This is a genomic window from Achromobacter sp. D10 (assembly GCF_035282245.1).
Classification (GTDB): domain Bacteria; phylum Pseudomonadota; class Gammaproteobacteria; order Burkholderiales; family Burkholderiaceae_B; genus Achromobacter; species Achromobacter insolitus.
In genome coordinates, this window is the sequence record NZ_JAYJLE010000015.1 from 75,609 (window position 1) to 94,286 (window position 18,678).

At 66.5% G+C, this 18,678-nt stretch carries 18 protein-coding genes; 16 read left to right on the forward strand and 2 right to left on the reverse strand.

The window, feature by feature from the left end; all coding sequences use genetic code 11:
• Positions 1–13: 13 nt before the first annotated feature.
• The 3 genes from VCS63_RS27020 to VCS63_RS27030 all read left to right on the forward strand — a co-directional run bounded on the left by VCS63_RS27020 (position 14) and on the right by VCS63_RS27030 (position 3,771).
• Positions 14–718, forward strand: a complete 705-nt coding sequence (locus VCS63_RS27020; RefSeq protein ID WP_042794846.1) for an SDR family oxidoreductase — start codon at positions 14–16, stop codon at positions 716–718.
• A gap of 99 nt (positions 719–817) precedes the next feature.
• Positions 818–2,383 (forward strand): DUF1800 domain-containing protein, encoded by a 1,566-nt coding sequence (locus VCS63_RS27025; RefSeq protein WP_076815156.1) that lies wholly within the window; start codon positions 818–820, stop codon positions 2,381–2,383.
• Positions 2,380–3,771: a DUF1501 domain-containing protein gene (locus VCS63_RS27030; RefSeq protein WP_063962205.1), complete on the forward strand. Its 1,392-nt coding sequence runs from the start codon at positions 2,380–2,382 to the stop codon at positions 3,769–3,771. The genes VCS63_RS27025 and VCS63_RS27030 overlap by 4 nt, the downstream gene beginning before the upstream one ends.
• Positions 3,772–3,796: 25 nt before the next feature.
• Here the strand turns inward: VCS63_RS27030 and VCS63_RS27035 are convergent, their stop codons facing one another.
• Both VCS63_RS27035 and VCS63_RS27040 read right to left on the reverse strand, forming a co-directional pair.
• Positions 3,797–5,434 carry an acyl-CoA synthetase gene (locus VCS63_RS27035; RefSeq protein ID WP_323881551.1) on the reverse strand — a complete coding sequence of 546 codons (1,638 nt, stop codon included), beginning with the start codon at positions 5,432–5,434 and terminating at the stop codon, positions 3,797–3,799.
• A gap of 36 nt (positions 5,435–5,470) precedes the next feature.
• Complete coding sequence (locus VCS63_RS27040; RefSeq protein ID WP_076815161.1) at positions 5,471–6,760, reverse strand: hypothetical protein; 1,290 nt, start codon at positions 6,758–6,760, stop codon at positions 5,471–5,473.
• 101 nt (positions 6,761–6,861) lie between these two features.
• On the opposite strand from VCS63_RS27040, the gene VCS63_RS27045 reads away from it, so the two are divergent.
• The 13 genes from VCS63_RS27045 to VCS63_RS27105 all read left to right on the forward strand — a co-directional run bounded on the left by VCS63_RS27045 (position 6,862) and on the right by VCS63_RS27105 (position 18,668).
• Positions 6,862–7,707, forward strand: coding sequence for a GntR family transcriptional regulator (locus VCS63_RS27045; RefSeq protein ID WP_063643438.1), 846 nt, complete (start codon positions 6,862–6,864; stop codon positions 7,705–7,707).
• 72 nt (positions 7,708–7,779) lie between these two features.
• Positions 7,780–8,961 (forward strand): ABC transporter substrate-binding protein, encoded by a 1,182-nt coding sequence (locus tag VCS63_RS27050; protein ID WP_323881554.1) that lies wholly within the window; start codon positions 7,780–7,782, stop codon positions 8,959–8,961.
• Positions 8,962–9,037: 76 nt separating this feature from the next.
• Positions 9,038–9,967 carry a ferritin-like domain-containing protein gene (locus tag VCS63_RS27055; RefSeq protein WP_042794849.1) on the forward strand — a complete coding sequence of 310 codons (930 nt, stop codon included), beginning with the start codon at positions 9,038–9,040 and terminating at the stop codon, positions 9,965–9,967.
• A 15-nt stretch (positions 9,968–9,982) separates the two neighbouring features.
• On the forward strand, positions 9,983–10,888 hold the full coding sequence (locus VCS63_RS27060; protein WP_042794850.1) for a hypothetical protein: 906 nt from the start codon (positions 9,983–9,985) through the stop codon (positions 10,886–10,888).
• Positions 10,889–10,906: 18 nt separating this feature from the next.
• Positions 10,907–11,791 (forward strand): branched-chain amino acid ABC transporter permease, encoded by an 885-nt coding sequence (locus tag VCS63_RS27065; RefSeq protein ID WP_042794851.1) that lies wholly within the window; start codon positions 10,907–10,909, stop codon positions 11,789–11,791.
• A 12-nt stretch (positions 11,792–11,803) separates the two neighbouring features.
• On the forward strand, positions 11,804–12,820 hold the full coding sequence (locus tag VCS63_RS27070) for a branched-chain amino acid ABC transporter permease (RefSeq protein ID WP_063962200.1): 1,017 nt from the start codon (positions 11,804–11,806) through the stop codon (positions 12,818–12,820).
• Complete coding sequence (locus VCS63_RS27075) at positions 12,813–13,592, forward strand: ABC transporter ATP-binding protein (RefSeq protein WP_323881557.1); 780 nt, start codon at positions 12,813–12,815, stop codon at positions 13,590–13,592. Before VCS63_RS27070 ends, VCS63_RS27075 begins: the two co-directional genes overlap by 8 nt.
• Positions 13,585–14,298, forward strand: a complete 714-nt coding sequence (locus VCS63_RS27080) for an ABC transporter ATP-binding protein (RefSeq protein WP_042794853.1) — start codon at positions 13,585–13,587, stop codon at positions 14,296–14,298. Before VCS63_RS27075 ends, VCS63_RS27080 begins: the two co-directional genes overlap by 8 nt.
• An 18-nt stretch (positions 14,299–14,316) precedes the next feature.
• On the forward strand, positions 14,317–15,189 hold the full coding sequence (locus tag VCS63_RS27085) for an alpha/beta hydrolase (RefSeq protein WP_063643443.1): 873 nt from the start codon (positions 14,317–14,319) through the stop codon (positions 15,187–15,189).
• A 19-nt stretch (positions 15,190–15,208) separates the two neighbouring features.
• Positions 15,209–15,601, forward strand: a complete 393-nt coding sequence (locus tag VCS63_RS27090; RefSeq protein WP_042794854.1) for a RidA family protein — start codon at positions 15,209–15,211, stop codon at positions 15,599–15,601.
• A 34-nt stretch (positions 15,602–15,635) separates the two neighbouring features.
• Positions 15,636–16,397 (forward strand): SDR family NAD(P)-dependent oxidoreductase, encoded by a 762-nt coding sequence (locus tag VCS63_RS27095; protein ID WP_063643444.1) that lies wholly within the window; start codon positions 15,636–15,638, stop codon positions 16,395–16,397.
• A gap of 13 nt (positions 16,398–16,410) precedes the next feature.
• Positions 16,411–17,634 carry an acyl-CoA dehydrogenase family protein gene (locus tag VCS63_RS27100; RefSeq protein WP_063643445.1) on the forward strand — a complete coding sequence of 408 codons (1,224 nt, stop codon included), beginning with the start codon at positions 16,411–16,413 and terminating at the stop codon, positions 17,632–17,634.
• Positions 17,631–18,668, forward strand: coding sequence for a phosphotransferase (locus VCS63_RS27105; protein ID WP_063643446.1), 1,038 nt, complete (start codon positions 17,631–17,633; stop codon positions 18,666–18,668). Before VCS63_RS27100 ends, VCS63_RS27105 begins: the two co-directional genes overlap by 4 nt.
• Positions 18,669–18,678: the final 10 nt, after the last annotated feature.

Sequence of the window (18,678 nt, forward strand, 5' to 3'; positions counted from 1 at the left end):
ACCAGGAGTGAGCATGAGCACGGAAAAAGTGGCGATCGTCACCGCCGGCGGCAGCGGCATGGGCGCGGCGGCGGCGCGCAAACTGGCGGCTGACGGTTGGCGCGTAGCCATACTGTCTTCCTCCGGCAAGGGCGAAGCCCTGGCCCGGGAACTGGACGGTCTGGGCATCACGGGATCCAACCGGTCGCCCGAGGATCTGGCGCGGCTGGTGGATGCGACCCTCCAGAAATGGGGCAGGATCGACGCCGTGGTCAACAGCGCCGGCCACGGCCCCAAGGGTCCGCTGCTGGAGATCAGCGACGAGGACTGGCACCTGGGCATGGAGTTCTACCTGCTGAACGTGGTGCGCATCGCCCGCCTGGTCGCCCCCGTGATGAAGCGCCAGAAGTCCGGCGCCATCGTCAATATCTCGACCTATGCCACCTTCGAGCCGGAGGCCCTGTTTCCCACGTCGGGCGTGTTCCGCGCCGGGCTGGCCGCCTTCACCAAGGTGTTCGCGGACGAATACGCGGAACACAATGTGCGGATGAACAACGTGCTGCCGGGCTTTATCGACAGCCTGCCCGAAAAGGAAGACCGCCGCGTGCGCATCCCAATGGGCCGGTACGGCACTGCGGAAGAGGTCGCGGACCTGATCGCCTTCCTGGCATCCGACGCCTCTTCCTACATCACGGGCCAGAACATCCGCATCGACGGCGGCATCACGCGTTCGGTCTGAAACTCATGCTTTAGGACTAGTCTCTCGTCCGAATGACGGTATTGAAGCCCGCCCGGGGCTTCAGTACCGTAGGTTTTCGCATTCGACGAGGTGCCGCGCATGTCCGCTACGCCGTCAGCGGCTGCGCCGCAGTCCGCCGAGATCTCCCACGCAAAACCCACCCCGGGCCAAGCTTCGCGCTTCCTGGCGCAGGCCACGTTCGGCCCCACGCCCGCGGACATCGACGCGGTCGTGCGCGACGGCTACGCGGCCTGGCTGGACGCGCAACTGGCGATGCCTGCCTCGCAGACCCATTTCGACTGGCTGCTCCAGCAAGGCAAGAACACCGAAGAATTCAAAGGCAATGGTATCAACGCGCCGCTGGAGTCCACGCTGTGGCGCAAGTTCATCTCGGCGCCGGACCAGGTGCGCACGCGGGTGGCGTTCGCGCTGTCGGAGATCTTCGTGGTGGGCGTGTCGTCCATCACAGCGTCCTGGCCCCTATTCGGCGCGGCGGGCTTCATGGACCTGCTGGCCGAGCATGCCCTGGGCAATTACCAGCAGCTGCTGACGGCCGTCACCCGCAACCTGTCGATGGGATGCATGCTGACCTATCGCGGCAATCGCAAGGAAGATCCCAAGACCGGCCGCCATCCCGACGAGAACTATGCGCGCGAGGTCATGCAATTGTTCAGCATCGGCCTGCTGGAACTGGAACCGGACGGCACCATAAGAATGGTCGATGGCGCACCCGTGGAAACCTATTCCAATGCGGACGTGCAAGGGCTGGCCAAGGTCTTTACCGGTTGGGATATCAATGGTCCGGAAACCGATGTGGAATTCCACCGCCGCCCCATGGCCCTGAACAACGCGTTGCACTCGCTGGCCGAAAAGCGCTTCCTGGGCGCGGTGGTGCCGGCAGGCACCGACGGCCACCTGTCGCTCAAGCGCGCCATGGAGGTGATTTGCGCCCATCCCAACGTAGGGCCATTCATCGGCACGCAACTCATCCAGCGGCTGGTGACCAGCAACCCCAGCCGCGCCTATGTCGCCCGGGTATCCGCGGCCTTCAACGACGACGGCGCCGGCACGCGGGGAAACCTGAAGGCGGTAGTGCGCGCCATTCTGCTGGACCCGGAAGCGCGCAACCCCGACCTGGCGGCCCCCGGCTGGGGCAAAGTGCGCGAACCCATCGTGCGCTTTGCGGCCTGGGCGCGAGCCTTCGGCGCCACCTCCAACACGGGCGCCTGGGCCATGCCGGACACCACCGACAATACGATCCGGCTGGCCCAGAGCCCGATGCGGTCGGCGACCGTCTTCAATTTCTTCCGGCCGCGCTACGTGCCGCCAGTGACCGAGCTGGCGCGCCAGCACCTGGTGGCGCCGGAACTGCAGATCACCGACGAAACCAGCATCGCTGGTTACCTGAATTTCCTGGCCATCTACGTGGACCGGGGCTGGGAAGACTTGCAAACGCCTTATGCCGCCGAGATCGCGCTGGCGCCGGACCCTGCCGCGCTGGTGGCACGGATCGTGCTGCTGCTGGCCGGCGACGCCTATTCCGCCGAGACCGCCGACGCCATCGCCCGCGCCGTGGCCACGATACCTGCGGGCCGCCCGCGAGACCGGGTGCGCGCCGCGATCATGCTGGTGGCCGCCAGCCCCGAATACCTGGTGCAGAAATGACGAACTCCCGCCACGACGCATCCGCCCGCCGCCGCGAATTCCTGCTGCGCGCCTGCGCGCTGGGAGCCACGGGGGCTGGCGCGCCGCTGGCGCTGAACCTGGCCGCCTTGGGCGCGGCGGCGGCACAGTCCGCCCCGGCCGCTACCTACAAGGCGTTGGTCTGCGTTTTTCTGTATGGCGGCAACGATCCCTACAACTCGCTGGTGCCTTATGACGCCGCCGCATACAAGGCATATGCCCAGGCGCGCAGCGATATCGCCTTGCCGCGCGACGCTCTTCAAACCACCGCCCTGCGCGGGAAAGCGCCCGCGCCCGGCGGCGCTCAATTCGCGCTTGCGCCCTCGCTGGCGCCGCTCAAGCCCTTGTACGAAAGCGGCGACATGGCGGTGCTGCTGAACATCGGCCCCCTGGTGGCGCCCACGTCCAAACAGGAATACATCGGTGCGCGCGTGCCCTTGCCGCCCAAGCTGTTTTCGCACAACGACCAGCAATCCTATTGGCAGGCGCTGGCGCCGGAAGGGGCCGCATCGGGATGGGCGGGGCGGCTGACGGATCTGTACGCGAATGCCAACGCACAGCGTACCTTTACCGGGATCACCGCCGGCGGCAGCAGCGTGCTGCTGGCGGGACGCAAGGTCGCTGGCTACCGCGTGGGCATCCACGGGTCCACGCAGATAGAACTGCTGACCCGCGACATGTATGGTTCCAGCGCGTGCACGGCCTTGCTGCGCCAACTGATCACGCAACCGCGCGAGCATCTGATGGAACGCGAGATGTCGCGCATCGCCGCCCAGTCCATCGACGCCGACACCCGCCTGCGCGCGGCGCTGGCCGACGTGGCCGTGCCGGGCGACTTCTCTTCGCCCCTAGCCCAGCAGCTGAAGATCGTCGCCCGCATCATCGCAGCCCGGCAAGCGCTGGGCGCCCGCCGCCAGGTGTTCTTCGTGTCGCAGAATGGGTATGACAACCATGCCGGCCTGAACGACACCCATCCCGCGCTGCTGAAGGAATTGGGCCAGGCCTTGGCGACATTCCAGCAGGCGTTGTCGAAGCTGGGCGTGGCGGATCAGGTCACCACGTTTACGGCATCGGAGTTCGGCCGCACCCTGGGCTCCAACGGCAACGGCTCGGACCATGGCTGGGGTTCGCATCATTTCGTGCTGGGCGGCGCCGTCCAGGGCGGACGCTACTACGGCAGCCACCCCGAGATTGCCTTGAACGGTCCGGGCTTCGTGGACAACGGACGCCTCTTGCCCACCCTGGCCGTGGACCAGCTCGGCGCGGCCCTGGGAGGCTGGTTTGGCGCCAGCCGCGATGACCTGGGCGTGGTGTTTCCCAACCTGCGGCGCTTCGACGCGCAAGCGCTGGACCTGCTGCTGCGCGCTTAGAAAGGCGCCGCGCCGCCCCCCACATTTACAGCTGCCGCGCCTGTTCGCGCAGCAGGTATTTCTGGATTTTTCCCGTGGCGGTCTTGGGCAAGGGTCCGAAAACAAACGTGCGCGGGACCTTGAAGCCGGCCAACCGGGCTCGGCAGAAGCCGGTCAGTTCGTCCGCGGTCGCGCCGCAGCCGTCCTTGAACGTGACGAAGGCGCAGGGCGTTTCGCCCCACTTGGCGTCGGGCCGCGCCACCACAGCCGCTTCCAGCACCGCGGGATGCGCATACAACACATCCTCCACCTCGACCGTCGAGATATTCTCACCTCCGGAGATGACGATGTCCTTGGCGCGATCCTTGATCTGGATATAACCGTCGGGGTGCACCACGCCCAGGTCGCCGGTGTGGAACCAGCCGCCAGCGAAGGCGTCGGCCGTGGCCTGCGGGTTCTTCAGGTAGCCCTTCATGAGCGTGTTGCCGCGCATCATGATTTCGCCCACGGTAGCGCCGTCTGGCGGCACCGGCGCCAGAGTGGCGGGATCCAGGACTCGCACTTGTTCCATCGTGTGTTTGCGCACGCCGATGCGCGCCTTCAGCGCCGCCTGCTCCTCCAGCGGCAGATCGTTCCAGGCCTCGTGCCATGCGCAGCTGATCGACGGGCCATAGCTCTCCGTCAGGCCGTACAGATGCGTGACGTCTATGCCCAGCTCATCCATCGCAGCGATGACGGCGGCCGGCGGCGCGGAGCCGCCAGTCAGCACTTGCACGGGTCGCGCAGCGCGGCGCTTCACGCCCGGCTGGCTGTTGATGAGCATGCTCAGCACGACCGGCGCGGCACAGAAGTAATCGACTCCATGCGACTGGATGGCGTCGAATATGGCGCCGGCCTCGACCCGCCGCAGGCAGACGTTGGTGCCCGCCAACAGGGCAATGGTCCAGGGGAAACTCCAGCCGTTGCAATGAAACATGGGCAAGGTCCAGAGGTACACGGCATGCTGGCGCATGTCGCAGGCCAGGGCGTTGCCCATGGCATTCAGATAGGCGCCGCGATGGTGGTACAGCACTCCCTTGGGGCGGCCGGTCGTGCCAGAGGTGTAGTTCAGGCAGAGCGACTGCCATTCATCCGCCGGCCAGGCAAAGCCGGACGCTTCATCGCCCATCTCCAGCAATGCCTCGTAGCGCATCTCGCCGATCGGCTCCCCCGGCCCGGCATATTCGGGATCGTCGATGTCCACGACCCGGATCGGCTTGCGTATCCTGGCCAGCGCCTGCGCCATGACGGGCGCGTACTCTCGGTCCGTCAGCAGCACGACTGCCGCGCCATGCTCCAGGATGAATGCCAGCGTGTCGGCATCCAGCCTGGTGTTCAGGGCATTGAGCACCGCGCCCGCCATGGCGACGCCGAAATGGGCCTCGTACAGCGCCGGGATGTTGGGCGCCATCACGGCCACCGTGTCCCCGGGCCGCACGCCCAGGCGCGCCAGTCCGCTGGCCAGCCGGCGACAGCGGGCATAGGTCTGCCGCCAGGTCTGGCGCAGCGCGCCGTGGACGATGGCGGTGCGTTCTGGATAGACCTTTGCCGCGCGCTCTATGAAGGTCAGCGGCGAAAGCGCCAGGTGGTTGGCGCCATTGCGCTCGATATCCAGGGCATCGGAGTCACGGGTGTCGGCGGGCATCGGAGTCTCACAGGGGCGGAGCGCTCACCATGCCCTTCAGGCGGCGGCGAGCGGGGACAGGCCGCGCATCGTGGCGCGCAGCAGGGAATCTGACAGGTCCGCGTCCGCATGCATCAGGCGCTGCAGCAGGCGGGCGGGACTGTCGCCAGGCGCTTCCAGATGCCAGCCGTACAGATGCAGGCCGCTCAGCGTGCAGGCATCCTCCAGGCCGTCCAGCGCGGCATGCCCCTGCGTCCGGCGCGAGGAGAGCGGCAAGGCGTTGTCGGTGCAGTCCACCACCAGGATGGACGTAGGCCGGGAGAAATAGTCCGCCACCCGGGCGCGGGCCTCGTCCAGCCGACGCAACGCCGCGGCGTCCAGCAGCTCTCCGGCCAGGCGCGTCTTGAGCAGCACGTTGCGCTCATCGAGTTCGACGATGTGCAGGTCTTTTTCCACCCAGTCCGCATGGACCGGCACCCGCTTGCGGCGAAAGACTTCGGCCGCCGCCAGGCCCGTGCTCAATCCTTCGCCCGCAAGCAACTGTTTGAAGAAGTCCCGCTCGGCCATGGCGCGGTCCAGTTCCTGCAGTTCCAGATCGAGCGCATGGCGTTCGCGCAGGCACTGCGCGCGGCGGGCATGCAGTTGTTCGTCGGCCGGGCTGCGTTGCAGATCCAGCCATGCCGCCAGGCGCACGCCGCTGCGTTGGCCCAGGCGTTCGATGCAGCGGCGCAGCTCCCGCAGGAACAGCGCCGCGCCCGCTTCCTCTTGGGCAAGACCGGGCGCCAACGCCGGGAGCAGCAGCAGGCGCCCTGGCGGTTCGCTGGCATAGCTGGCCAGCGCCATGCCCAGCTCGTTTTCAAGAATGCTGGCGCCCGGCGCCTGGTCCAGCGTCGCGCAAGGCTGGAAGCAGCGCGCGGCTTCGGTGAAAAGCGTGCGGAAAGGCTCGCCCGCCTGCCGGGGCGGCGCATCGCCTTCGAGGGGCAGGCTGCTCACGGGCCGCGGCAAAAGGGGATCGGACCAATCGTAGGGAAGGATGTCTTGTAGGGTGTGCACACCCACTGTGTGCGGCGCCGGCACCAGCACGACCAGCGTGCCGCCTGCGGCCAGCAGCCGCTTGAATTGCTCGCGCCAATGGCGGCTGGTGGCCAGCAGCCATTCGGAAGCGCCTACGCCAAGCACCGGCGGATCGGTACGTTCGCAGGCGGCGTCCAGCACAGGGAACAAGCCGGCGGGATTCCATATGAGGACATCCGCCTGATCCAGCGAGGCGGGCTCGTCAAAGGACAGAACGGCGGCCAGGCTGTGGGGCGCAAGCGCCAGCGGAAGGTCGAGCGTTGAAATATTCATATCGCTAATCCGTACTTGACTTTCGAAATCAATATATCATAAAGTCTAGTTAACTAGACAAATATACAAATCGTATATACATATTCCGGAACCCAGCTGTCATGTCCACTCTTACGAACGTACGCAGCGAGCCTCCCGTAGCCAGCGGCCCCGTGGCGCTGGACCGGGACTCCCCTCTGCCGCTCTATGTGCAGATCAAGCGGCGCGTGTTGATGATGATCCTGAACTGGCAGCAGGAAAGCGACCGTTTCCACACCGACCACGAGCTGAGCGAGCAGTTCAACGTCAGCCGCATGACGGTCCGCCAGGCCATCCAGGAGCTGGTCGACGAAGGCTATCTGCGACGGGTCCGCGGCTCTGGCACTTTCGTCTGCGCCCCCAAGATCGACGAGCAGTTCAGCCCGGCCATGGACTTCATCGACCAATGGTCCGCGCATGGCCGCCCGCTGAGCCTGCGCGTGCTGCACTGCGCCCAGGAACCCGCGTCCGTCGCGGTGGCACGCCAGCTGGATCTGGCGCCGGGCACGCCGGTCTGGAGCATCCTGCGCCTGCGCACCGTCCAGCAGGTGCCGATTTCAATCGACTACCGCTATGTGCGCATCGACCGCATTCCCCATATCGACGCCCGCCAGGCCGAGGCCGGTTCGCTGCTGGAACTGATCGGCCGCCAGGTCGAACTGGCCTACGGAAACCTCAAGATCGAAGGCGGGGCGGTGCAGGAAGAACATGCGGACTACCTCAGCCTGCTGCCCGGCGACCCTGTCCTGACGAGGCACCTGGTGTATTTCGACAAGCAGGACCGGCCGGTCATGTCCGGCTTGTCCCATTACCGCGCGGACCAGGTCCGGTACTCGGTGCGCGTGCCGCTGCAGAACGGCGCAGGCAAGACGGACCAGGTGTCGGACTCGCTGGAGTTCCGCAATCCCTCGGGCTCGGCGGAGACCTAGCCGACTACGTTTTCGCTGTTCGTGGAAGTTGCTGCACCCCCCAAATCCCGCATCAGGCACAGGAGTAGCACCATGACTTGCATAAAGACGTTTCTGGAATTCTCGCGCCGCGCGGCCATGGCGTTGCCCGCTGCCGCGCTGATGCTGGGCATGCACGCCGTCAGCGCCCAGGGCACGGTCCGGATAGGGTCCATCCTGTCCGTGACCGGTCCCGCGGCCTTTCTCGGCGAAGACATGAAGGCCGGCATGGAAATGGCCATCGACGACATCAACGCCGCGGGCGGCATCGGCGGCAAGAAGGTCGAATGGGTGTTCTACGACGCCGAAAGCCAGACCGCCAAGGCGATCAACGCCACCAAGCGGTTGCTGTCCCAGGACAAGGTGGACATCATCGTGGGCGGCGGCAACATGAGCGGTATCGCGATGGCCATGGTGCCAATGGTGGACAAGGCCGCCACGCCCTTCATCTCCACCGAAGGCTCGATGCAGATCGTGATGCCGGTGGCGGAACGCAAGTATGTATTCAAGAGCACCGTGGACGACGACCAGGTCATCGACCGGGTGCTGGACTATTTCGACAAAAAAGGCATTAAGCGCGCCGCCCTGCTGGCCGACAACAGCGGCTTCGGCCAGAGCGCGGTCGAGCAGATGAAGCGGCTTGCCGCCAAGCGCGGGATCGAGATCACCTACGAATCCTTCAACCCCGCCGACACCGACCTGACTCCACAGCTCACGCGCATCAAGAACGCCTCGGTGCAGGCCATCATCTGCTGGACGGTCACCCCGGCGGGCGTCGTGTTCATCAAGCAGGCGCAACAACTGGGCCTGGACAAGCTCACGCTGGTCCACAGCTATGGCTTCGTCGATCAGCGCTACATGAAGCTGGCGGGCGACTCGGTCAAGGACCTGCTGCTGGTCAGCGTCAAGTTCCCGGTGGGCCAGGACCTGCCCGATGCCGACCCCATCAAGACCCGCATCCTGGACCTCAGCAAGCGCTTCGAGGCCCGCTACAAGCGCAAGCCTAACCAGTTCGTGGCCCAGACCTACGACGCCATCATGCTGGCTCGCACCGCCCTGGACAAGAGCGGCGGCGACAAGGAAAAGACGCGTGATCAGCTGGCGGCCATTACCGGCTACCAGGGCGTGGGCGGCGTGTTCAATTTCTCGCCGCAACGCCACTCCGGCCTGGACAAGGACGACATCGTCATGCTCGGCTACCGGGACGGGCAATTCCGGCTGGCCGACTACAAGTAAGCCGCCCCTCTCTCTTAGCAATCTCCACTCACCCATTCACGCGCGCCGCGGGCGCCGCAAACCAGGGAGTGCAGTCATGAACGTAGCAAGCGCCGAGCCGCGTACGATCCTGGACGATCCGGAAAGCATCTTTCCGCTGGACCTGGACACCCGGATCCCCAAGATCCGCGACCTCTATCACCTGGCAACGGTCAAGCAGTGGGACCCGCGCACCGACATCGATTGGCATCTGTTCGACGCCTCGCAGTACACGCCCGAACAGCGCTACGCGGCCCGCCAGTACTGGAGCCGCCGGGCCTGGAGCGAATACGGCGCCATCTCGGAAAGCCCGGCCTTGCAGATCCGCTTCTGCCACGACAAATGCGAGCCCGACCTGCGTCTGTTCTTCACCATCCGCTCGCAGGAAGAAAGCCGCCACGCGGAAGCCTGCTACCGCATGGCCGAAGCGCTGGGCGGCTACATGGAGCAACCGGCGCAGGCCGCATACCAGGGTTCCGTGGCCACGCACGGTGTGCGCAAGATGGCGCTGGATCCCGAGGTGTCGGTCGAGGCGATCCTCGCGGCGCTGGTCTGCGCCGCCGAGGAAATCGCGTTCGACGTATTCCGCCATCTGGTGGAGATCACGCGCGATCCCGTCGCCAAGCAGATCTGCGCCCGCATCATGCGCGACGAGGTCCGGCATTGCGCATTCGGCTGGCGCTTCCTCGACCACCGCATCCCGCAAATGTCCCCCGCCGAAGTCAAGGTGGTGGAGAACGCGGTGATCAACATGATGGAGAAAGTCGAGCTCAACGGCTATCACAGCGCCTGGCTGGCGCCCGACAACCCCGCCTCGCGCGCCGAAATGGAGGTGGACCGCATCACCTGGGAAGCCGGTCTGGGCTCCACGGTCGAAGAACTGGAAAAGCCCCTGTTCGTTGAAACGGTGCAGCGCGTGCGACGGCAGATGGAGCCCTGGGGCGTGCGCCTGCCCCTGCTGCACCACCCGAAGATCGGCGAATTCTGAACCCGAGGACCCGTCATGAACGCAGCTACGACCAGGATTCCCGTTGAGCGCCGCTTCCCGCTGACGCTCAAGCAGTCCATCACTTCCATCCGCGAATTGTATGAAGCCGGCAAACAGCAGCGCTGGGCGCCCGAGACGGACATTCCCTGGGCCAGCCTGGATCTCGGCGCGCTGGACGCCCAGGTCCGCGACGCGGCCCGCCTGACCTGGAGCCGGCGCGCGTGGGTGGAGTACGCGGGCCTGAGCGAAACGCCGGCGCTGCTGGTGCGCCTGTGCCTGGAGAGCGGCCGCGAGTCCGACCCCAAGTACTTCCTCACCGTGCGCAACACCGAAGAAGCCTGGCAGATCGAGTGCTTCCATCGCTACGCGACGCTTTTGGGAGGCTACCTTAACCGCCCGCCCAGCCCGCAGCAGGAAGCCATCTTCAACCAGTGCCGGCATCGTCAGGTGCTGGACGCCGCATGCAATGCCGATGCCTTTTTCACCGCGCATGCCGCGGTGGAAGATGGATTGGAGCTGGAACTATTCCGGGCGTATCTGGATAACGCCACGGAACCCGTGGCGCGCCGCATCCTGGAACAATGCGTGCAGGCCAAGGAGCGCCACGCCACTTTCGGCTGGCTCTATGTCGCGGAACGCGCGACCGCATGGTCCGACGCCGACCGCGCCGCGGTGGCCCAGGCCGTCTCGGGTTACCTAAGCGACGTCGAACTGCGTGGCTACCACTGTCCCTGGCTCGCCGATCCCGACGGCCCCGAAAGCCGGGCCAACGCCCTGACCGCCGCGGCCGGACTGGGCGCCGTGGCGGCGGACAAGGAATACGAGATCCTGTGGCAGTACCTGGAGACGGTGACGCGGCGCCTGGCCGAGTTCGGCGTCGAACTGCCCGGCATCGCGCTTTCGATGCGTCGGCCCAACTGAGCGCGACGGGGCCCCGCCATGGATATGTCCGCGCAAATCGTCCAATTGCTGGTCGCCGGAATCACCACCGGCAGCATCTACGCCATCGTGGCAGTGGGGTTCAACGTCATATTCAAGAGCACCGACGCCATCAATTTCGCACAAGGCGAATGGGTCATGATGGGCGGTATGGTAGCGGCGGCCTGTTACGCGGTCGCCGAGTTGCCGCTGTGGCTGTCCTGCCTGGCGGCCGTGGCCCTGGTTGCCCTGGCAGGCGGGCTATCGGAGCGCCTGGTGATCCATCCGTTGAAGAAGCCCGCGCCGTTGCTGGTGACGCTGCTCAGCATCGGCCTGGCAATTTGCACCAAGAGCCTGGTGATGCTGGGGCTGGGCAAGACGCCCATGGGCTATCCGGCGTTCTCGGGCGATGCGCCGGTACCGCTGGCCGGCGCGCAGATTCCGCCGCAGAGCTTCTGGGTGATGGGGGTGGCGCTTCTCTTCATGCTGGGCACCCACTTCTTCTTCGAACGCACGCTGCTGGGCAAAACGCTGCGGGCCACGGCCATCGACCGTGACGCCGCCGCCCTGGTCGGTATCAATGTCCGGCGGTCGGTGACCGTGGCCTTCGTGCTGGCAGCGCTGGCCGGCGGCATCGCGGGCGTGATCATCGCGCCGCTGACCTTTACGTCCTATGACCACGGCACGATGCTTGGCTTCAAAGGCTTCAGCGCGGCTATGTTGGGCGGCCTGGGCAGCCTGCAGGGCGCCTTGCTCGGCGGACTGCTTCTGGGCGTGATCGAAGCGCTGGGAGGCGGCCTGATTTCCTCGCAGTACAAGGATGCGCTGTCCTTCATCGTGCTGCTGCTGGTGCTGTTCTACCGCCCCCAGGGCTTGCTGGGCAAAGCCGAAATCAACAAAGTCTGAAAGGGGCTGACGATGAAATCCGAACTGCATCCGCCCGGCGAAGGCGCGCACCGCGACCTGCGCATCCTGCTGGCGCTATGGGGCCTGTTCCTTCTGTTTCCGCTGGTGGCGCCCAACAGCTATGCCGTGGGCCTCGCGGTGACCTTCTGCATCAACCTGATGCTGATCGCCAGCCTCAACCTGCTGATGGGTTACTGCGGACAGATCTCGATGTGCCAGGCAGGCTTTTTCGGCCTGGGCGCGTATGTCAGCGGCGTGCTGTCCGCCAAGTACGGCCTGACGGCGCTGGCCGGCATCCCGGTGGCGCTGGCGATCGCGAGCATGGCGGCGCTCTTGATCGCCCTGCCCGTCCTGCGCCTGCGCGGGCACTACCTGGCCATGGCGACGCTGGGATTCAACGCCATCCTGTCGGTGCTGTTCGTCGAACTGGTGGACCTGACGGGCGGCCCCAACGGCCTGTCGGGCGTCGAGCCCATTACGGTCGCCGGCTACGCCTTCGATACCGATCGCCGCTTCTTCTATCTGGCCTGGGCAACGGGCCTGCTGCTGATGTGGGGCCTCCTGAACCTGACCCGCTCGCGCATCGGCCGCGCCATGATCAGCGTGGCCGGCAGCGAGGTCGGCGCGGCCAGCCTGGGCATCAATACCTATGCGCTGAAGGTAATGGTCTTCGTACTCTGCGCCGCGGTCGCGGCCCTGGCGGGCACCTTCTACGTGCACTTCAATCAGTTCGCGTCCCCCGAGACCTTCAGCTTCTCGGCGTCGGTGCTGCTGCTGGTCATGGTCGCGGTCGGCGGCTGGGGCAAGTATTGGGGGCCCTTGTTCGGCGCGCTGGTCTACACCGCCGCGCCGGAATTCCTGCGCGCATTCCACGACGTCGAATTGCTGCTGTTCGGCCTGGGCATGATCCTGGTCCTGATGTTCTTCCCGGGCGGGCTGGCGGGGCTGGCGCAGCGGCTATGCCGGCGTTCCTCCGCCCTGCCCGCGTCCCCGGTAGCCGCCGCGAAAGGAAAGGTGCGCCATGGATGATCGCGATTTCCTCTCGGTACGGAACCTGGGCATCAACTTCGGCGGGCTGGCCGCGCTTGCCGACCTGTCGTTCGACCTGAGGCAAGGCCAGATCAAGGGTTTGATCGGGCCCAACGGCGCGGGCAAGAGCACCTTGTTCAACATCGTCGCGGGCTTGCTGCAGCCGGGGCGCGGCGACGTGAGCTTCCGCGGCCGCTCGGTACAGGGCCTGCCGCCCCACCAGCGCGTCAGGCTGGGCATCGCCCGCACGTTCCAGAACCTGCAGATCTTCAAGGATCTGACGGTACTGGAGAACGTCATGGTGGGCTGCCATGCGCGCTTTGGCTCCGGCATGTGGGCCTGCATGCTGCGCACGCCCAGGCAACGCCGCGACGAACGCCAGATGCGCGACATCGCGATGCAGCGGCTGGAGCAGCTGCATCTGGCCCGCCACGCCGATGTGCTGGCTGCCGACCTGAGCTTCGGCCAGGCCAAGATCCTGGAAATAGCGCGCGCCCTGGCGGCCGACCCCAGCCTGTTGCTGCTGGATGAGCCCGTCGCAGGCGTGCCGCACGCCGAGGTGGCGCAAGTCGCGCAAGTCATACGCGAGGTCAATGCCAGCGGAGTCAGCGTGCTGCTGGTCGAGCACAACATGAGCTTCGTCATGCAATTGTGCGATGACATCCTGGTGCTGAATTACGGCCGCAAGATCGCCGAAGGCCAGGCCGATGCGGTGCGCGTCGATCCCCTGGTCCTGAAAGCCTATCTCGGGGAGGACATGCCCGATGCTTGAGATCACCAACCTGTGCGCCTCTTACGGCGCCGGCGATGTGCTGCGCGACACCAGCCTGGAGATTCCGGCCGGGCAGATAGGCTGCCTGCTCGGCGCGAACGGCGCCGGCAAGACCACGGTCATGCGCAGCCTGAGCGGCCTTTTGCGGCCGCTGCGCGGAAGCGTCCGCTTCGAAGGGGAAGCGATAGAAGCGCTGTCCGCGGATCGCATCGTCGATCGCGGCATCGTCCTGGTGCCCGAAGGCAGGCGCGTCTTCGCCCCGCTGTCGGTCAGCGAAAACCTGGAGATGGGCGGCTACAAGCTGCTCAAGCAGCGTCGCCAGACGGAGTTCCGCCGCAACCTCGACTTCGTGCTGGACCTGTTCCCGCGGCTGTCCGAGCGCGCGCGCCAAGCTGCGGGAACGCTGTCTGGCGGCGAACAGCAGATGGTCGCGATAGGCCGGGCGCTGATGAGCAGCCCGCGCCTGCTGATGCTGGATGAGCCCTCCATGGGCCTCGCGCCCCTGGTCGTGAAGGACATCTTCCTGTCGCTGCGGCGGCTCAAGCAGGAAGGACTGACGCTGTTCATCGCCGAACAGAACGCCAGGCTCACCTTGAGCGCCGCGGACTACGGCTACGTGCTGCAGGAAGGCCGGGTGGCGTATTCGGGCAGCGCCCAGGCGCTGCGCGACGATACACGGGTACAGGCGGCCTATCTGGGCGCCTGACAGGAGACAGGTGAAGCGATGACGTTTTCTTCCCAGGAGCAGGCGATCGATCCGGAGCAGGAAGCGCAGTACAACCTGCGCGCCAGGCATCCCGAACGCGAGGAGATCTACTTTACCTATGCGCGCCGCAGCGCGCGCACCCGTGCCCGCCACGAAGCGCGTCTGGACCTGCGCTTCGGCGACCGGCCCTCGAGCGTGCTGGACCTGTTCGTTCCCGACCAGGTCCCGGCGCCGCCGCTGCTGGTCTTCATCCACGGCGGCTACTGGCGGGCCCTGGACAAACACGGCTTCTCGTTCATCGCCGACGAGTACCTGGCGCGGGGCGTCGCCGTGGCGCTGCCCAACTACACGCTGGCGCCTCATGCGCGCGTGTCCGAGATCGTCGATGAAGCCTGTACGGCCGTGTCCTGGCTGACCACCCAGGGCGAACGCCATGGCTACGATGCCAGCCGCATCGTGCTGTCCGGCCACTCGGCGGGCGGACATATGGCCGCCCGGGCGTTGTGTCGCGATCTGGTGCCCGCCCTGGCCGGCAGGATACGGGGCTATGTCGGCCTGAGCGGCCTGTTCGATCTCGAACCCTTGCTGCGCACGTCCATCAACCGCGATCTCAACATGAGCGCGGCCGAAGCGCGCAGCCTGGGACTGTATGAGCGCGCCGCGCTCTATGAGGTCCCCCTGGTGTTCGCGGCGGGCGCCCTGGAAACCGAGGGTTTTCGCGGACAGAGCCGGGACTTCTCGCAGCATTGCGCCAGCCATGGCTATGAGGTCGAAAACCTCGTGGTGCCGCAACGCAACCATTTCGATCTGCTGACCGATTTCGCCAGCAGCGGCTATCCGCTGTTCAACAAGACGCTCGATCTGCTGCTGCCAGGCGCGGGCCGGGCGTGATCTTCCACGAGGAGTCCCCATGGCAGGCCATCCACTCAATCCCGCCAGCGTCTGCGCCCCCTTGGGCCCCTACAGCCAGGGCGTGCTGACAGAAGGCGCCGGGCGCTGGCTGCACATCGCCGGCCAGGTCGGAGTATCGTCCGAGGGTGAGCTCGCGCAAGGCTTCGAGGCCCAGGCCCACGCCGCCTGGCGCAACATCCAGGCCATGCTAGAGGCCGCGGGCATGAACGCGGGCGACCTGGTCAAGGTGGTGACGTATGTCACGGACGAAAGCCAGTTGCCATTGCTCGGCCCCGTCAGGATGGCCTATCTGGGCGAGGCGCGCCCTGCCGCGACGTTGGTCGTGGTCCGCGCCCTGGCGCGGCCGCAGTGGCTGATCGAAGTGGAAGCGTCGGCGTACAAGCCCGCATGACCCCCGGGGCGGCATCGCCCGAAGGAGAGTGAGCATGTTCGAGGACCTACGCAACAAGCGGGCCCTGGTGACCGGCGCCTTCGGCGGCCTGGGCGCGGAGTTCGCTCGCACCCTGGCCAATGCGGGCGCGCACGTCGCCCTGGCCGGACGCAGGCTGCAGGCGGGCGAACAACTGGCCGCGCAGCTGGCCGCGCCGGACCGGCGGGCATGCGCCATCGCGCTGGACGTGACCCAGCCCGACAGCGTGGCCGGCCTGTTCGACGCGGCGTCCGAACGCCTGGGTGGCGCCATCGATATCCTGGTCAACAACGCCGGCATCACGACCGCCCGACCTGCGCTGGAACATACCGAATCCGACTGGATGGACGTGATCGACGTCAATCTGAACGGGACCTGGCGCGTAGCGCAGGCCGCGGGCCGCCACATGCAGGCGCAGGGCGGCGGCAGCATCATCAACATCGCCTCCATACTGGGCTTGCGCGTAGCGCAACAAGTGCCCGCGTACGCGGCTTCCAAGGCCGCGCTGATCCAGCTGACACAGGCGCTGGCCCTGGAATGGGCGCGCCACGGCATCCGCGTCAATGCCCTGGCTCCCGGCTACATCGAAACGGATCTCAACCGCGAATTCTTCGCCAGCGACGCGGGACAGGCGCTGATCCGGCGCGTGCCGCAGCGCCGGCTGGGGCAGGCACGCGAACTCTCCGCCCCCTTGCTGCTGCTGGCTTCCGACGCCTCTTCCTTCATGACCGGGTCGGTCCTGGTCGTGGATGGCGGACACCTCATTTCCACGCTCTGACTCCGGGATCATTATGGACTTCAGCCTCACGCCAGAAATCGAAAGCTACCGACTACGCATCAAGGCATTTGTCGAGACGCATATCCTGCCCGTGGAGGCGGACCCGTCCTCCTACGACGAACACGAGAACATCCGCGAGGAAGTCCTGCAGCCCTTGCGCCGCCGCGCCCGCGAAGCCGGGCTGTGGGCCCTGCAGATGCCGCGCGAACGCGGCGGCCAGGGCCTGTCGCGCGTCGGCATGGCGGCCTGCTACGAGGAAATGAACGTGTCCATCTTCGGACCCGTGGTGTTCAACAGCGCGGCCCCCGACGACGGCAACATGATGGTGCTGGAGAAGGTCGCCACCGAGGCGCAGAAAGCGCGCTGGCTGCAGCCCATCGTGGACGGCAAGGTGCGCTCATCCTTCGCCATGACTGAGCCGCATCCGGGCAGCGGTTCGGACCCTTCCATGATGCGCACCACCGCCACCCTGAAAGACGGCACGTGGCGCGTGCACGGCAAGAAGTGGTTCATTACCGGCGCGGGCGTGGCACAGCATTTCATCCTGATGGCCAAGACGTCGGACGATCCGCGCAAGGGCCTTACCGCCTTCCTGTTCGACGCGGACCAGCCCGGCTGGCGCATCGAGCGCCGCATCCCCATCATGGGTCCGGAAGAACATGGCGGCCACTGCGAACTGGTGTTCGACGGACTGGAGATCCCCGACGAGAACCGCCTGCTCGGGGTGGGCGATGGCCTGAAGGTGACCCAGATCCGGCTGGGACCCGCGCGGCTGACCCACTGCATGCGCTGGCTGGGGCTGGCCCGGCGCTCCCTGGCGATCGCGCGCGACTACGTGGCAACCCGGCAGAGCTTCGGCACCGCCCTGGCCGAGCGCGAAGGCGTGCAATGGATGCTAGGCGAATGCGCCATGGCGATCGAGATCGGCCGCCTGCTGACCATGCGCGCCGCCGTCAGCCTGGACCAGGGCAGCTTCGCGCGCAAGGAGGTGTCCATGGCGAAGATCGTCGTCTCGGAGACGCTGCACAAGGCGGTCGACACCGCCATCCAGTTGACCGGCGCGCGCGGCTACTCCCGCGATACGGCCCTGGCATGGATCTACCGTTACGCGCGCCAGGCCCGGCTGGTCGATGGCGCGTCCGAAGTCCACAAGATGGTGCTGGCGCGATTCCTGATGGACGAAGGCGATGACTTCTGGCGTTGGCAAGCGCAGAAGCAAGCCGGGGCGCAATCGTGACGGGCGCGGCGCAAGCCCTTGCCGGCCAGGACGCGCTGGCCGCCTATCTGGTGCGCGCGGGATACGCGGGGCAGGCTGACGAGGTGGCAGTGCGGCGCCTGGCGGGCGGCCAGTCGAATCCGACCTACGTGGTAACCACGAGCCGCGGCCAGTATGTGCTGCGCAAGCAACCCGCAGGCAAGCTGCTGCCCTCGGCCCACGCCATCGACCGGGAGTTCCAGGTCATGCGGGCACTGGAGCGCAGCGAGGTGCCCGTGCCGCGCATGCTGGACTACTGCGCGGACGACAGCCTGCTCGGTACGCCTTTCTACCTGATGGACTATGTGCAGGGGCGCACCTTCGTCGACCCTGCCCTGCCGGGCCTGGATCGGGCCGAACGCGGCGCGATCTACGCGGAGACCAGCCGCGTGCTCGCGGCCCTGCATGAACTGGACTACACCGCCCTGGGCCTGGAAAGCTATGGCCGCCCCGGCAATTATTACGCCCGACAGATCTCGCGCTGGACGCGCCAGTACCGGGAAAGCCGGCCGGCGGCGGATTTGCCCGCCATGGAGTCGCTGATCGACTGGCTGCCGCGCAATATCCCCGCCAGCGACGAAACCCGGCTGGTGCACGGAGACTTCCGCCTGGACAACCTGATCTTCCACCCCGTCGAACCCCGGGCCCTGGCCCTGCTGGACTGGGAGCTTTCCACCCTGGGGCACCCGCTGGCGGACCTGGCCTACTACTGCATGTGCTGGCGGGTATCGCCGCAGCTGTGGCGCGGCGTGGCCGGATGCGATCTTGCCACCCTGGGCATCCCCACGGAGGACGAAGCCGTGGCGGCGTATTGCCGCGCGCGCGGGCTTTCCGGCGTGTCCGACTGGGGCTTCTACCTGGCCTACAGCTTCTTTCGCATGGCGGCCATCCTGCAAGGCGTTGCCGCTCGCGCCTCGGGCGGCAACGCCGCTGCCGACGACGCCCAGGCCATGGGCGCCAAGGTGGAACCGCTGGCCGAGCTGGGTTGGGAATGCGCGCGCAACGACGCGCCTTGATTCCTGACCG